The following is a 15948-nucleotide window of genomic DNA, read 5'->3' on the forward strand; positions in this document are numbered from 1 at the left end:
CACAGCCACTCACGACCCTTCATGGTATTGAAATCGTCTACTGCATGTAGCCTTTGTGAAACCCATTCCTCCATTCTATCTCGTTGTGCATTCGATACTTTCTTTGACATTTTCAATTACTGTCGTGATTGGCTCCAAGTCTTACGGACTTGGAGACTAATGCTCTCGTTTTCTGGCCAGCGCGCGCGCGAGGTCCGGACCAAATAATTATATACTATTATCCCGATATATTGAAAGCGAAAGCCGAAGGGATGGGGCAGCTCAAGCAGTGCGTTCCACGCACAGCGCAATCCACCTCTTCTGCAAAGCAAAAAAGGAGTGAAGCAGGATGGAAAGGAAGATCATCGCGATAATGGCCACGCTTGTGGTCGTAGCAGTGCTAGTCGTTGCGTTCGTGATGGTGGCCGCAGGCGGCGGGATAAACCGCTCGGGCGGATTCACCGCGCTATTCGACAAGCTTGAGTACAATGGCAACGAGACATATGAGCAGGACCTACAGGCGCCGGAGAGCTGGCATGTGAACGACAAGAAGGTCGTCAGCGACACTATCGTGGACATGACCTACAGGAAGCAGACTATTGGCCAGACCAACGTGTACACAACTACACTTTGGTTCGTGTACCTCGGGACGAAGTGGTCCAACCCATACCAAGGGCACGGCGACACCTTCAATGTCCCTGACAAAAGCCAAGACGGGTGGCTTCAAGTCAATCACGGCATGTTCTCGATAGAGGTGTCCTCTGCAACCAACCTATCGGTGCATTACTCAATAGGCGACGTGATAACTCTGGAGAACGCGCTCGAGCGGAACAGGAACAACCAGATAGGGTTCGGTGATTGGTCAGTCAAGAACGTCATTTAGAGTGAGACGGCCTCGGCCCTTAATCAGAAACATCCAAACTCTTTCAATCCAAGTTTTTCAGTTTCCAATGCTCCCATTTCGATGTGCTGGCTAACCCAGGAGGACTATTCGAGCCCGCATTCGGACTATAAGTACCTTGCTCTCACTCTCATTTCGCGAAATGACAACGCAGGGAAAAGGGTATTATAAGCCAGGGCTAAATGTTTAACTTATATAATCCTGAGAGCATTCGCGGTTAGGGCTACCGGGCTTTTGTGGGCGGTCGTTGAGTCCAATGCCGTTGTGGCGCGAGGGGGGAAAACCTCCCTGAAAGAGCGGTGCCGAAGCGATGCTCTACCAGAGGAAGGATCGTGCCCAGAAGTAGCCATGACCAGCGAGACAGAGAGGACTCTGTACTCAGACCCAGAGGCTTCACTAGAGGCCTTCGCTTCTGGTCACATGATTCTCGGAGCGGCAAGGTCAATGGACTTGGAGGGCAGCAGATCTGCTCTGAAAAGGGCGCCACAAACGGTCGCACAAATGGCCGCACCAACGGCCGTACGAATGGGCGTACCAACGGACGTACAAACGGCCGGACAAACGGGCGCACCAATGGCCGTACAAATGGCCGGACGAACGGCCGTACGAATGGACGTACCAATGGACGTACAAACGGCCGGACGAACGGCCGCACGAATGGACGTACCAATGGACGTACAAACGGGAGGACGAACGGACGAACCAATGGGCGCACCAACGGTCGGACCAACGGAAGGACAAATGGCATGCTCTACGGTGCCATCAACGGCATCACTCGGGGCCTCACCAACGGCGACTCGAACGGCTCAACTGGCATCACAAACGGGTTCGTGAACGGTTCGGGAGCCGTCAACGGTTTCCGCCTGTCCTATGAGCAGAGACGGGTCGGGGCCGTCAGGGTGGATTTCCGAAAGCGGCTTCTGATCATCGCGGTCCTGGTGACAATCATAGTTGCGATTCCTTATGCCTTGGTTTACGCATTCCCTAAGCAGACAGTCGAGATCGACGGCTACTTCATGGACTGGGTGAAGGCCCAGATCTTCAGAGACACTCCAGATTCCACCAATCCGGACATATCTCTCACTGGCTACGGTGCGAAGTCGGACGTCCGCGGGAGTTACTTCTACATAAGGACTGAGGGTACGATCTTCAACGGCAGAGACAACGGAGTCGATGCGTTCTACATATTCATCGACAGGGACAACAAGCCATCGAGTGGGTACTCCGTCCGAGGGCTCGGAGCCGACATTCTCGTGATGGTAATGGGTTGGAACAGGACCATGACGATGGCCGATACATACGTGTTCGACCCGGACGCGAGCAGGCTGGACTTCTCAGGGTTCCAGATCGTATCCGGGGCCCAGGCTGCCAGCTCGAGAGGCGAGCTGGAAATCGCCAGCTCGATGCAGATAAGCGAGAAGTCAAGAATGGCCATCTGTGCCTCGCATACCAACCTGACGTCGGACTGGTCCGACGTGAACTTCCGCACGAGGGGCTCCGCTCTTCAGGTGACGGAGCTCCACAACGCCCCAGCCGTGCTCGCCACCTCTTCTGATCAGCACATCCTCACCTTGAAGATGTCGAGCAAGGGACCGGTCTCCTACATCGATGAGCTTCGCTTCGACATGCTGGGGAACGTCACCCCTCTGGAGATCGTCGCGAGCGAAGGACCCCAGATACTCGGCACAAGCCAGAGCGGAGTCTTGCCGTTCCAGCCATCGCTCAGGGTCGAGGGACAGGAGCGCAGCATTGACATAACCGCCATTCTGCCCGCAGGGCATCTGAGTGGCTCGTTCGGTCTTCAGCTCAACAGGACAATCGGGCTTGGTGTTGACAGCAACGTCACCTGGGTCCTCGACTCCGTTCAGGATGGGGCGAAGGTTGCATATGTTGGCGTTGCCCCAGCCAGGATTGTCATCGACGGCGCGTTCGGCGACTGGGCGCTTCGAGCATCTATACAGGACCTGATCGGGGACGCGTATTCAGAGAAGATGAAAGACAATCGGTCTGGTGACGTGGATATAACAACGGTGAAGCTCGCGTCCACGGATGATGTGGCATCCTTCTACATGGCCGTAAATGGAACAATGCTGGGAGGCTCCAGCGTTCCCTCCAGCCTCGTAAGATGGGTGCACCCTGGGGCGCCCGCAGAGAACGTCACGAACATATCGGAGTCGATGTATGGCGCTGACTTTGCATTCGTGTTCATCGACACCGACGGGAACCAGGATACGGGTTATGACATCGGCGGATCCGAGATCTCACTGGCGGTCGTCGGCAAGGGCAACAGCATCCTCTCGAGCAGGGTCTTCACGTATGTCTCCGGCGGTTGGAACGACTCTGGCCCCATCGATGCTGCCATAGACGAGTTCCAGTTGGAGATCAGCGGCCAGTACTCTTCGCTAGGCCTGATCTCCGGTAGGACTTACACTGTGACCTTCGTCGCTCAGGACTGGAGCGGTCGGAAAGACGACATCGGCGTCGCGCTCCCTGCCAGGACTTCGGCAGGGACAAGGGCGTATCCGGGCATAGTGATCAATGAGGTGTATAACAAGCCCCCGCCGAACACCCCCAACGATTGGATCGAGCTGTACAACACGGGCACCACGCCGGTCGACATAGGGGGGTGGCGGCTGTATGTCGACGGCGTGCTCGTGTTCACTTTCCCCTCTGTCACGATCCAGCCAGGGGCGTTCTACCTCTCCCCGGGCATCGATTTCGGCAAGGCGATCAACTTCATACTGACCGACGCTTCGAGTTCCACCGTGGACCAGGTCTCCATCCCTTTCTGGCAGGAGAAATCCCACGGCAGGATTGGCAGTCCACCGTATTCGACCTGGGCTGATATGACTCCCACTCCTGGCGCGATCAACCAGGGTCAGACGCCTATACCCGAGTTCAGCAGCGTCCTGATTCCGGCGGCGATAGTACCAATTATCCTTATGGTCATTCGCCGTTCAGGAAGAGCGAAGGGAGCGACAGAGGAGTAGAGAGGGAAGCTGCATGCCTGGTGAAGACAATTCGAAATCAGACTCCTCGCGTGGGAACGGATACTCTATCGCCACCATGCTCAGGACGTTCTCAGAACCTTCGGAGGCAGACAGCCCCTTCGTGCCGAAAGTGGGCGGGCAGAGGTTTTTCATCCTTCTATTGTACGCCTCTGTGCTCGTGGTGGTGTCGATCGAGTTCTTCGCTAGCCAGAGGATATGGTATGGGAGCTGGGATGTCTACAACAGCTACGTGTTCACCGTTACTGGTGTGTTCGTGTTCCTCGGAATGGTCATGCTCATATCCTCCAAGCGGAATGCGGTTGACGCGTACACTCTCCCCATACCGAGAGTCGTTCTTGTATCCCTCGGGTTGGTGATGTTCTCCCTGAGCGGTCTCGCGCTCATCTACTGGAACAAGTCCCTCGAGGGCTGGGCGGTCCCGCTCAGCATCGCCCTGATATACGGGTTCCTGGTGATGTTGATCGGCGGAAGGGGCTTCGATACCAAGGACACGCTCAGGCTAACGACTTACGCGACTGGCCTCATCATCATGATCCTCGTGCCGGTCCATGAGGCTTTCGGAGTGGCGAAGAGTCCATCGGGCGAGTACCCATTCACCCTCCTCAACCTCATACTCCTGACCGCGGGGATGTCCCTGGCCCTCATATCCGTCCAGTCGTTCCAGACAAGGGACGGTTTCGTCGGGGCATGGCTCCTAGGCGCCATGGCCATATTCCTGATCGCCTTCCACGAGCAGATAGGCATCGTGGAGTCTGGCAATTACTCACCTTACGATCGCGCGCTCGCGCTAATCGGCGTGACATTCTCGTTTCTTCCTCTGGTGATGTACGCCTGGCGCGAGCGCGTGTACTTCTTTCTATGGAAGAAGCTGAAAACCGCGAACACGCTCATCGAATCTGGTGATTACAGGGAGGCTCTGAAGCAGACCAACGATGCGATCAGACAATGTTCCAGAGTCGGCATAGAGGACAGGTTCGCCCTCCCGTGGAGCCTCAAGGCCGACGCGTTGTACCGCATGAAGGCGTATGAGAAGGCCAGGGTCCATTACGACACCGCGCTCACGATCGACCCAAAGGACAGCACTTCATGGTGCCACATGGGCAACATGTATGCCTTCGAGGGCAAGCAGGAGGCAGCCCTGAAAGCGTTCGACCAGGCGTTGAAGGTGGAGCCGGCGAACGGCTATGCATGGAACAACAAGGGCACGGTCTACCAATCCATCGGCATGTTCGAGGACGCGCTCATCTGCTTCGACAAGGCTGCGGGTTACATGCCCGATAGCTTCGATGCACATATCAACATGGCAAGGCTGTTCTCGAAGCTGGGGCACAGCAACGACGCCCTCTACAATTACCGCGAGGCGCTCGATGTCAGGCCCAATAGTGACGCGGCCCGTGACGGCATCAAGCGGGAGTTCTTCAGGAGCATGTGCCTGGACCAGATAAACGGCTGGGAGCAGCTCGGGATGGACACATCGTACCTCAGGAAGATGCTGGACGAGGACCCTGCACACTTCGTCAGCCGTTCCAAGGAGTTCTTGAAGAACATCGTGGAGCAGAGGACTCAGCTTGCCGTCCTCCCGTCCTCAGAGCACGTCGATGTCAACACGGCCATCCAGACTATCCTGAGGGTGACCGAAGAGCCCGGAGCTAATCTGGATAGGATAGAGGAGGCGACGAGCCTAAAGAGGCACGACTTGGTCCTGCCGCTCGCTCTCCTGATGGAGACGGATCACGTTCATTTCAAAACCGTGGGTAGGCAGCAGGTGTACGTGTCGAAAGGCAAAGCCCCGGAGAAGCCACCGGAGCCTGTGGCGAAGAAGTCTGCGTCGCCGCACGAGCATGAGAAGAAATCTGCCCATGCCAAACCTGTCAAAGCCCCGATTAAATGCCCGGGATGCGGCCAAGTATTGACAGGCGATGAGATCAAATGCCCCAGCTGCGACCTGCCGTTCGAGACCGCCAGTTTCGATTGCCCCATATGCCGCGAGGAAGTGCCGTTCTCAGCGAGCACCTGCCCGAAATGCGGCGCAGTTTTCAGGGGAGAGGTCGAGGGTGCGGTTGCCGGTTCAGTCGCCGAACCTCCTTCTGGAAAGGCGCCCAAGGACAAGAAGAAGCGCAGGGGGTGGCCCAGGAGAAAGAAGGCGAAAGCGCCCCCTGCGAAGAAGGAGCATAGGAGGCGTGAGGTCGTCACCATCGAGCCAACCGCGTCCGTACTCATCTTCAAGCGCAGGAAGTGACGCCAGTACTCGTCGCTGGCATCAGTCTCCCTCTCAAAAGGTATCTATAGCGACTCTCCCATCCGTGGCTGGGGGAAGGGGCCAGATGAGAGTGCTTTCATTTGTTCGCTATTCCTTCGAATCTGTTATTAGGAACAGGCGCAGGTCCCTCTTCGCCATCATAGGCATTGTGCTAGCTCTCTCCCTGATGGCCGGTTCGTGGATCGCGGTCGACTCCTCGGGATATGGACTGCTCAGAGCTGCAATCGACGAAGTGAAGATCGACTTCGTCGCGACTTCTACTGATCAAGAATTCGCCCTGACCCCATCATATCTGACGTCTCGGATTGAAGCGATCGAGTCCGTGGAAGATGTCGAGCAGGCCGTGCCTGTCGCTAGGTCCACCGGCTGGGTGGTTTCCAACGGGACGGCCGACTACTATGGTCCTTACTCGTCCGGCACCATCCTGTTCTTGACGTCCGAGGGCTCGAGGATACTATCTCTGTACTCCATCAATGACTCTCTGCCATCTCCCGGAACGGTTGCTATCCCCAAGTCCGTTTCTGATGACCTCAAGATCGGGATCGGGGGAAACATAACTGTCTCGATGTCCAAGAGCGATTACTTCTGGGACAGCGTGAACAACACATACGTTTACAACAATACCTATCTCAACGTGACATTCCCGGTCTCCAAGATATGGTATCAGCCAGGAGGCGGCGACGAGTACGGCGGGAGGTACGGTGGTGGCTACAACTACATCTACAAACAGGACAAGGATGACGTCGTCATCAGGGGAGACTACAACCCGATAGTCCTAAACATGAACGACTCTGATTTGGTGGTCCCGGCACAGCGAGCTTTTGGAGGTTATTGGCCGCCTCAGCTGGATTTCTACATCTGGGTGGACCGAGGCAATGTCATCTCGATCGCGGATATACCCGGGACTCTGGATCGGCTGGAATTCATCCAGCACAGGCTGGACGCTCAGGGACGGGTGTACGGGTTCACGACTGGGAGCAGTGAACTTGCCCCAGCGCTAGAGCAAATGGCTCCGCAGCTGGAGGGGATGAAGCTGCTGTTCATCGGGCTATCCCTGCCTGTGGTCGCGCTCGGCACATACCTTTCGCTGGTCGGCGTAGACCTTGGTGTGACGGCAAGAAGGCGAGAGGTCGGCATTCTGAAATCCCGAGGGGCCAGCAACAGGCAGGTCTTTGGCTCTCTCATTCTGGAGTCCGCGCTGTTGGGGACGCTAGCTGGGATCATGGGGCTGTTGCTGGGCATAGGCATCAGCAGGTTCCTGCTAGACTCAGCTGTCGGCCTGACGTCCGGTGCGGGCTCGGAATCCGCGATCGGCGATCTCAGGATTGGTTCGTCCACTGTCTTCCTGGCAATCCTATTCGGGATCTTCTTGATGCTGGTGTCCTCGTACAGACCGTTCAAGAAGATATCGAAGATAGAGGTCGCTGAAGCGCTTCATCACTACTCTGCCGTTCTGACGCATTTGGAGTACAAGCCTACCAAGGACATTGTGATGCTTACATTGTCAATATGGAGCATCATCTGCGTTTCCGTTGGATTGAACTGGACGCTGGAGGGTGGTTCATGGATAGTCCAGCTGATCTTGATAGTGCTACTGTTTCTTGGCGTTCTGTTATTTCCGATCATGCCGTTCTTCCTTTCCCTCAGCATTGTCCGTTTGACGACCAGGAGCTCGCACCGACTGTACGCGAAACTGACGCTCCTTGTGAAACCGTGGACCAAGGAGCTGCACTATCTAGTGGACAGGAACATCGTCAGAAACCCCAAGCGTGCATCCAACCTTGCGGTCATCATCTCCCTCGCGCTCACCTTCGGCCTATTCATATCCGTCACCATGGAATCCACTCTGTCCTATCAGAGGGACCTGGTGAAGTACACAGTCGGCGCAGACGTCAAAGTGACCGGGTTCTGGTGGGATCCGGTTGATTCAAAGAACATGAGCCTGAGCAATCTGTCCTCCATCGGGTCCTTGCCGGGAGTCGATGAGTACGTGATGTACCAGACCATGTTTCTCACGATGGACACGTCGGGCTACTACGGTCAGTCTATTCAGGCCGTGTTCATGGACACGGCCAACTACACTGAGGTCGTCCATCCGTCTGATTTCTACTTCCCAGGCTCGGGCAACGAGGTGCTGGAGAAGCTGAATACGAACGGCACGGCGCTCTTGTCCAAAGAATACGCGGACCAGCAGGACATCTTGGTTGGGGATGTGATGAGAGTGAGCATCTCATTGCCGGACGACACGGACGGCACAGGTAACTACACTCTCCGCTCCTTCATCATCACCATCATCGGGTTCTTCAAGGGACTGCCAGGTCTTTCCCTGAACATGATAATGGACCAGCGATCCATCGGTTTCATCCCCGAATTGAACATCACTAGGGCGGGGCATGAGATAGGTTTCCTGGTCAACACCGAGCACGGCGCGGACCCCCATGATGTTGCGGACGATGTCGAGCGGAGTCTGGTCTCCAGTGGCGGCGTCTGGTACGGGTCAACGGTGATGGTCGACGAGCTCGAGCGCTTGAACAGTGACCTCTCCTTCGGCGCGCTCTCGGATTTCCTATACATGGAGTACGCTTTGTCAATGGTCATAATGAGCGTAGGCGTCGGACTGATCATATTCGTCGCCGTGTCCGATCGGGAACAAGAGCTGGCATGCATCATGGCCAGGGGATCCTCAGGGTCTCAGATGAGGAAGATACTAATGGGAGAATCCGTTTCACTTATGTCGCTCGGACTCATCGTCGGAACCGCTGTCGGACTGGTCACAGCCTACCTGTTCAACACGCTCATGGATGGAGGTTCGTCCGGCGTCGTGGAGAGGACGATGGTGTTCACGTTCGTAAGCTGGGCGGTAATCGGAATTGCAGTTGCTTCTCTTCTAATCGCATCGCTGATGGCGACTTCCCGCGCTGGGAAGCTCAAGCTCGCTGAGGTGCTCAGGATAAGAGGTGGTTGACATGGGAGACATCATCGTGAAGGATCTGATAAAGGTCTACAAGACAGGCAAATCGGAAGTGATCGCCCTAAGGGGTCTGGACTGCACGATAAAAGGCAGCGAGGTCCTCGCGATAATGGGGCCATCAGGCTGCGGCAAGACCACACTCCTCAACATCGTCGGCGGACTTGACCGGCCGACTGCAGGGTCTATCATGGTTGACGGGACAAACCTGGTCAACATGTCGGATGCGGAGCTGGTGAGGCACAGGCGTGAGAGGGTCGGCATAGTCTTCCAGTTCTTTAACCTGGTCCCGACCCTGACGGCGAGGGAGAACATCGAACTACCCATGAGGCTGGCGGGCAAGAGCTCAGACTTGATGGCTAAGCGTTCCGGAGAACTTCTGAAGATCGTCGACATGGAGCCGCGGGCGGATCACAAGCCGGACGAGCTGTCAGGCGGGGAGCAGCAGCGGATAGGTCTCGCAACGGCCCTCGCGAACGACCCTCCGATCATCCTCGCAGACGAACCAACGGGCGAACTGGACACTGTGACGGGCCATCAGATACTCTTGCTCTTGAAGAGGCTCAGGGACGAATACAAGAAGACGATCGTGATAGTCACACATGATCAGAGGATAGGTCAGATAGCTGATACTGTGATGACGATTGTGGATGGCAAGATAACAGGCTCGGTGACGGGGCAGGAGTTCTTGGCCAGTCTTTCTACTGGATCTTCACTTTCCCCTTCTTGAGCAGCATCTGGAGCGCTTCATCGGCGGCTTTGTCCTTCTTCGACTGGTCGTCGAGCGCTCTCCTTACTGCGGTGTTCACATCGCGGAGGGCGTTCTTCTCTTCTATCCATTCCATCCGCTTCTCTTTTCTGAACTCCATGATCTTGTCGCGCATCTCGGAGGCTTTCTGGTGGGCAGCATCAGCCTCCTCCCTGAGCTTGATGAAATCCGTATGTTTCTTGTTCGCGGTCGCTGCGAGCGAGGCGACTTCCTTGTAGAGGCTCGACGCCTCCTCGTGCGCTTTGTGCTGCTCGTCTGAGAGTCTCACGACTTCATCGTGCTCCTTGTCCGCCTGTTTGAAGAGCACGTCTATGCTCCGGTCCATGTCGTGGATCTCCTTCGCTATCGTGTTCTGCTCCGCGAGGACTTTCTTCATGCGCTCGATCTCGGCCATCTTCTTCTTCAATTCGTCCAGCAGCTCTCTCTCTTTCGTGATGGACAGCGGAACGGTCTGCTGCCGTAGCTCCATCATCTTTGTGTCGAACTCCCTCGCGCGTATCTCGTCCTTGAGGCTGCCCATGGGCGGACCCTTCGTCTTCTTCTTGAACTCGATCAGCTCCTTGGCCTTCGCCTGCAGTTCGTCCCTCTTCTTCTTGTGGATGCGCATCTCAGCGACGAACGCGTCCCTCTTGTCCCTCGCAGCGTTCATCTGCCCCTGGAGCACCTGCTTCTGCTCGTGCAGGCTGTCCCTCTCGGATCTCAAAACAGCAGCCTGCTCGTTTATCTCATCGCGCTTGTTCAGCAGTGCTCTGAACTTCAGTTCGGCGCTCTGGATCTCGCTGATCTTCTTAGGCATTATTGACCGCTGGCACGGGATAATGGGCCTGCCCTATAAGTTTATTGTTCTGAGGACGTAGTGCGATCCACAGTAGCATACAGGAAGGCTTATCTCCAACTCGGGGAATCTGCAGCAGGGGGTAGTGAGCGGTGAGCTCTAGGGGAGACGGGCAGGGCCCCGTCTGGTTCACGAAGGAGCAGGAGCTAATTCCCACAGACTTCCAAGCTGCGGATCTCAGGGCGGAGAATGCCGTTATCGCCTTAACAAGACACTTTTACCCGCGGATTGTGAGGACCGCTGGGTTCCGAGACAAGGGCAAGGCCCCGCCAATGAATGGTGCGATAGATGGAAGGCTGGGGCGCAAAATGGTCGTCTACGAATCGTCTGTCGGAGCTCCGGCGGCCGCGATGCTCATGGAGACTCTCGTAGCATCTGGCATCAAGCGCGTGCTCCTTGTGGGTGTTGCTGGTTCAATATCCTCCGAGTGCAAGATCGGCGATGTGGTGGTGCCGACCTGGGGCGTGCGGGAGGAAGGCACATCATATCACTACGTCCCTGGCAATGTGAAGGTCAAGGCTTCGGAATCGCTGGTGACTGCGATCGGAGGCCACCTTGGGCGGGGGCGGTTCAAAGAGGGTGGAGTCTGGACAGTGGATGCGCCATACCGTGAGACGAAGGGCAAGATCAAGAAGTATTCGAAGCAAGGAGTGGTCGCCGTCGACATGGAGTCAACGGCCCTAATGGCCGTTGCGATGTGCAGGAAGATCGAGTTCGCGCCTGTGCTGGTAATCTCTGACGAGGCCTTCGGGGAGAAATGGGTCCCTGAGTTCCACGGGCCGAAAGTGAGAAGGGCCAGCGAGGCCGTGTGCAGATCCGTTGTCGAGTTGATGTCGCGGTCCTAATCGTCGAGAGGAGTCTTGACTCCAAGCCCATAGCCTTTGGGCGCGATAAGACAACCATCCTCGAACTCGATCCCGGATGAAGGATCATCGATGATGTTGAAATGAGAGTCCAGGTCCGCATACTTCACGTTTTCAGAGCTCAAGGCGAAGTGCAATCCCGCAACGATGGATACCTGGATCTCCCCCATGCATCCGACCATTGTGGACATGTTCGCTGCGTTCGCCATCCGGTTAATCATTACGGCGTCGTTTATTCCAGCGCTCTTCATCAGTTTGATATTGATCATATCTGCTGCGCACGCCCTAGCCACTTTCCGAGCGTCCATGACTGACTTCACGCACTCATCGGCCATGATCCGCACATCGCTCGCTTCCGTGACCCTCTTCAAGCCGTCCAGGTCCTCCGCCTTGACGGGTTGTTCTACCACGACGACCTCGAGCGATCCCATAGCCTCACAGAACATGATCGCCTGCTCGACTGTGTATCCTTGGTTTGCGTCCACACGGATCTCGATCGACGGGCCAATTGCGTCCCTCACTGCGGCAACTCTCTTGATGTCTTCATAGAGCTCCAGGCCAACCTTGATCTTGAGCGCCTTGAAGCCGGATTCTGTGTGCTTCAGCGCCTCTTGCACGGTCGTCTCCTTGGATTCTATGCCAATCGTCATGTCCGTGATCATCCGGTCCCTCGAGCCTCCGAGGAACTCGTAAAGTGGTTTCTTCTCTCGTTTGCTCAGCAGGTCGAACAATGCGATGTCGACTGCTGCCTTCGCTGCAGTGTTGCCAGGAGCTATCGAGTCCAGACGTTGGTGGATCTTGTCGAGATCATTCTCGTCCGTCCCAACGCTCTTCTTCTGGACCTTCGAGAGGAACGACTCGATCGACTGAAGCGTCTCATGGGTGACATTTGTCGGGTTCGCGCTCCCTACCCCATAGTCGTCGCCAGAGACGACCTTGACAATGACGTTCTCCTCGACGTCGGATGAGCCGGTAGCGATCTTGAAAGTGCTCGTCCTTCTGTTGGTGAAGCTCCTGAACTCGATTGAGTCAATCATCTCCTCTGACCTCCTTGGAACAGCTTGACCGCGTTGATGTCCTTTCTTAGCCCCATTGCGTTCGCGACAGGAGAGCACTTCGTCCTGAGCATGTACGCTATCGGGCTCAGGTCCGTCTCAGAAAGCGATTCGAAGTTCGCCATCCCTTTAGCGATGATGAGATCGGCGTTGCGCAACATTTTTCCGAACGGACCGCTGAGCGAATCGAGATTCAATCCGACAGCAAAGCCAGGAGCCTCTACAATCCGATCGACTAGTTTCTCCATCCCAAGCCCCGAAATGTCCTTTTTCGTTGCATCGGTGAGAATCGGTTCCCCCTTGACGACGAGGGTCAAGTCGATATCGAACTTCTTCAGCTCCTTGAGCGCGAGCCTGTCAAGAACGATCTCTCCGCAGTTGTCCCCGAGATAGATGATGCGCTCGGCTTTCTTCAGGATGGATCGGATTTTCGGAGTGTCATCATGTCCGAGACCCTCCGATAGCAGGTTCCTGAATTCCTTCTTCAACTTGGACGGATCATCATATCCAGTCCCTATCCCGAAATCGAGCACGTTCCCCACGATAGAGCAAAGGAACGCGTCTCTGAGAGGATTCTTAGAAGCCTTGACGAATCTCTCGGCGGCAGGATACAGTTCCAGACCGACCTTGTTGCTCCTTCTCTTGAGGGCATGATACGGGTCCCTTGTGCCCAATATCCTGTATGTCTCCTTATGGACCTGCGTAGCGACCGTCGCGGAGCAGACTCTCTCTGCGAACAGCTCACCAAGCATCTCAGATGCGTTCCTGACGGCCTCGACAGCATCCGAACCGTCGACCTCTTCGGCCTCGAACAGGACTCTTCTGATAAGGCACGGTATGCACTCGGGTGTCATCCGCATGGCAGCGCAGGAATCCTAGTACCTGGATATAATCTGTAGGGTTACATGCAGTTGACGGTTTCAATACCATGTGGGGCCATGAACAGACGTGAGTCTAGTAGATGGTGTTCGGAGACAGGAGTAGACTGCAGGACTACATAATGGTGGTTCCGCTCTGGAGGAACGACTCATGAGAATCAGTCGTGCGCATCGATTCGAGTTGAAGCCCAACGATGTCCAGCGGACTCACTTCGCCAAGTGCGCGGGCGTTGCACGGTTCGCGTGGAACTGGGCGCTAGACGAGCGCCAGCGGCTCTTTCGTGAAAGGAAAGGTGACGAGCGGTTCACCAATGCCATCGAGCAGCACCGCCGGCTCAATGTTCTCAAGAAGACGGACTTCCCGTGGATGTACGAAGTTTCGAAGTGCATCCCTCAGGAAGCCCTCCGCAACCTCGACAACGCCTACGGGCTCTGCCGGATGGCAAAGAAAGCTGGCCGGAAGGCTCGGCTTCCGAAGTTCAAGAAGAAGGGCAGGGCGCGTGATGCCTTTGCCTTCACAACAGGCGCCATACGTGCAGAAGGCACCCACGTTGTCCTTCCCCGCATGGGACGCGTTCGGATCAAGGAGCCCACAGTCCTTGACGGACGAATCCTACGGGCGACTGTCACACGCGATGCCGACCGGTGGTTCGTCTCATTCACGGTCGAGCAGGAGGTTCCAGACCCCCAGCCGCCAGCGGGTTCTGCGGTGGGTGTGGACCTCGGCGTGTCCCGCTTGGCCACGCTCTCCGACGGATGCGTTTTCGAGAACCCCAAGCCTCTGCAGTCCCGCCTGCGGAAGCTCCGCGGGCTCGCGAAGGAACTTCACAGGAGGAACAAAGGAAGCAACAATCGAAAGAAATCAGCAGACAGACTGGCGAAGGCATACTGGCGCATCGGGAACATCCGCAGGGACGCCCTGCACAAGGCGACGACTCATCTCGCCAAGAACCACGGCGAGATCATCATCGAAGGCCTCAACGTGCAGGGCATGGCAGGGAGCCGCTACCTGGCGCGCGCCATCTCGGATGTTGGCTTTGGAGAGTTCCGCCGGCAGCTCGAGTACAAGTGTCGCTGGTACGGGAGCCGTTTGACTGTGGCACCAAGGTTCTACCCGTCAACAAAGCGATGCTCCTTGTGTGGCCACATCAAGAAAGAGATGCCCTTGTCTGAGAGGACTTACAAGTGCGAGAGCTGCGGGCTGGTCCTCGATAGAGACCTGAACGCAGCGCTCAATCTGGTCGCCGTGAGTTCCACGGAGACCTTAAACGCCTGTGGAGACCTGGCCTCCACGGTGCCCGCAAGGGTGCTGCGAGCCGGGCCGTTGAAGCAGGAAATGAACGCCGCTATCCTGCATGGGATAGGTGGGTAAGTTTCGTGGAACGGATGTACAATGACGACTCCTAGATTGATATGCTACCAACCCTTATTCGTCTTCCAGAGCGCGCAGCTCAGTGGTGGAACTGAATGGGCGTGGTCATCAGGAAGATGAGGGTCGAAGACCTGGTCGACGCGAAGGGAATCGACCTCCTATGCTGGAACGACCTCATGGAGAAGTCGTACGGCATCAAGTGTAAGCTCTCCGCTAGGACCGATGAGAGCATCCTTTCCTTCCTCCATTCGGACCCTGAAGGGGCTTTCGTCGCATCCGACGAGTTCGCCGGTGTGATCGGCTCCTGCTTCTCCCATGTCTGGGGTACGACCGGCTGGGTCGGACCCTTGTCCGTCTTACCATCTTGCCAGGCGCGGGGGCTTGGCAAGGAACTGCTCAGGTCGTCCCTCAGATATCTCGAGGACGAGCGATGCGTGGACATCGGCCTCGAGACAATGCCCGAGAGCTCCACGAACCTGGGCATGTACCTGAAGGTCGGCCTCCGACCGGAGGGAATGGTGTTCGTGCTGGGCAAGAAGATCGAACCTCACGAGCTGCAGGACGAAACCTTCGAGAGGGTGTCCATAGAGCGTTACTCTGAGTCCCAAGCCCAGGAGGATCTCAAGGCGCGATTCAAGAACATCTCGAATGCGCTCAGGATGGGTCTGGACTACTCCAAGGAGGTCGACCTGACGATGAAATACTCCCTGGGTGACACCCTGGTTGCGACTCTGAAAGAGAAAGTCGCTGGGTTCGCCGTCGTGCACACCGTCCCCAAGAGGATGAACATAAGCGCAACGTCCGTTCGCATGCTAGCAGTCGATCCAGGAGCCAAGCTCGATGTGTTCGAAACCCTCATCGCATCCGCGGAGCTGATGGCTGCGGATGCAGGAACGAAGGAGATATCGATTGCCGTCCCGGCTTCGTGCAGGCGTGCCCTCGATTCTGTGTTCTCCCGGGGCTATTCGATCGTCCAATCGTTCGAGCGCTTCATGTGGATGGGCAGCTCGGGCATGAGCGATAATAGCTTCAACCTGTGCACCTGGTCAGGGTGAGG

General features: G+C 56.3%; 10 protein-coding genes and 1 pseudogene. 8 read left to right on the plus strand and 3 right to left on the minus strand.

The window, feature by feature from the left end; all coding sequences use genetic code 11:
* Positions 1–328 precede the first annotated feature (328 nt).
* The 5 genes from KJ653_01615 (at position 329) to KJ653_01635 (ending at position 9849) form a co-directional block, all read left to right on the plus strand.
* Complete coding sequence (locus KJ653_01615) at positions 329–862, plus strand: hypothetical protein (protein MBU0684534.1); 534 nt, start codon at positions 329–331, stop codon at positions 860–862.
* A 764-nt stretch (positions 863–1626) separates the two neighbouring features.
* On the plus strand, positions 1627–3870 hold the full coding sequence (locus KJ653_01620) for a lamin tail domain-containing protein (protein MBU0684535.1): 2244 nt from the start codon (positions 1627–1629) through the stop codon (positions 3868–3870).
* Between the two features lie 13 nt (positions 3871–3883).
* Complete coding sequence (locus KJ653_01625) at positions 3884–6130, plus strand: hypothetical protein (protein ID MBU0684536.1); 2247 nt, start codon at positions 3884–3886, stop codon at positions 6128–6130.
* A gap of 64 nt (positions 6131–6194) precedes the next feature.
* Positions 6195–9116, plus strand: a complete 2922-nt coding sequence (locus KJ653_01630) for an ABC transporter permease (GenBank protein MBU0684537.1) — start codon at positions 6195–6197, stop codon at positions 9114–9116.
* Position 9117: 1 nt separating this feature from the next.
* Positions 9118–9849 (plus strand): ABC transporter ATP-binding protein, encoded by a 732-nt coding sequence (locus tag KJ653_01635; protein ID MBU0684538.1) that lies wholly within the window; start codon positions 9118–9120, stop codon positions 9847–9849.
* Here the strand turns inward: KJ653_01635 and KJ653_01640 are convergent.
* Positions 9821–10684: a hypothetical protein gene (locus tag KJ653_01640; GenBank protein MBU0684539.1), complete on the minus strand. Its 864-nt coding sequence runs from the start codon at positions 10682–10684 to the stop codon at positions 9821–9823. The genes KJ653_01635 and KJ653_01640 overlap by 29 nt on opposite strands.
* A 131-nt stretch (positions 10685–10815) precedes the next feature.
* Here KJ653_01640 and KJ653_01645 point away from each other — a divergent pair, with 131 nt between their 5' ends.
* Complete coding sequence (locus KJ653_01645) at positions 10816–11568, plus strand: nucleoside phosphorylase (GenBank protein ID MBU0684540.1); 753 nt, start codon at positions 10816–10818, stop codon at positions 11566–11568.
* Here the strand turns inward: KJ653_01645 and KJ653_01650 are convergent.
* Together KJ653_01650 and KJ653_01655 are read right to left on the minus strand one after the other, a co-directional pair.
* Positions 11565–12623, minus strand: coding sequence for a dipeptide epimerase (locus tag KJ653_01650; protein ID MBU0684541.1), 1059 nt, complete (start codon positions 12621–12623; stop codon positions 11565–11567). The two genes, KJ653_01645 and KJ653_01650, sit on opposite strands and share 4 nt — an antisense overlap.
* Positions 12620–13501 (minus strand): DUF89 family protein, encoded by an 882-nt coding sequence (locus KJ653_01655; protein ID MBU0684542.1) that lies wholly within the window; start codon positions 13499–13501, stop codon positions 12620–12622. Before KJ653_01655 ends, KJ653_01650 begins: the two co-directional genes overlap by 4 nt.
* A gap of 169 nt (positions 13502–13670) precedes the next feature.
* Between KJ653_01655 and KJ653_01660 the strand changes: the two are divergent.
* Together KJ653_01660 and KJ653_01665 are read left to right on the plus strand one after the other, a co-directional pair.
* Positions 13671–14801 (plus strand): annotated as a pseudogene (locus KJ653_01660) (transposase).
* A 185-nt stretch (positions 14802–14986) separates the two neighbouring features.
* Complete coding sequence (locus KJ653_01665) at positions 14987–15946, plus strand: GNAT family N-acetyltransferase (protein MBU0684543.1); 960 nt, start codon at positions 14987–14989, stop codon at positions 15944–15946.
* Positions 15947–15948: the final 2 nt, after the last annotated feature.

Source organism: Candidatus Thermoplasmatota archaeon (assembly GCA_018814355.1).
In the GTDB taxonomy this organism is placed as follows: domain Archaea; phylum Thermoplasmatota; class Thermoplasmata; order UBA10834; family UBA10834; genus COMBO-56-21.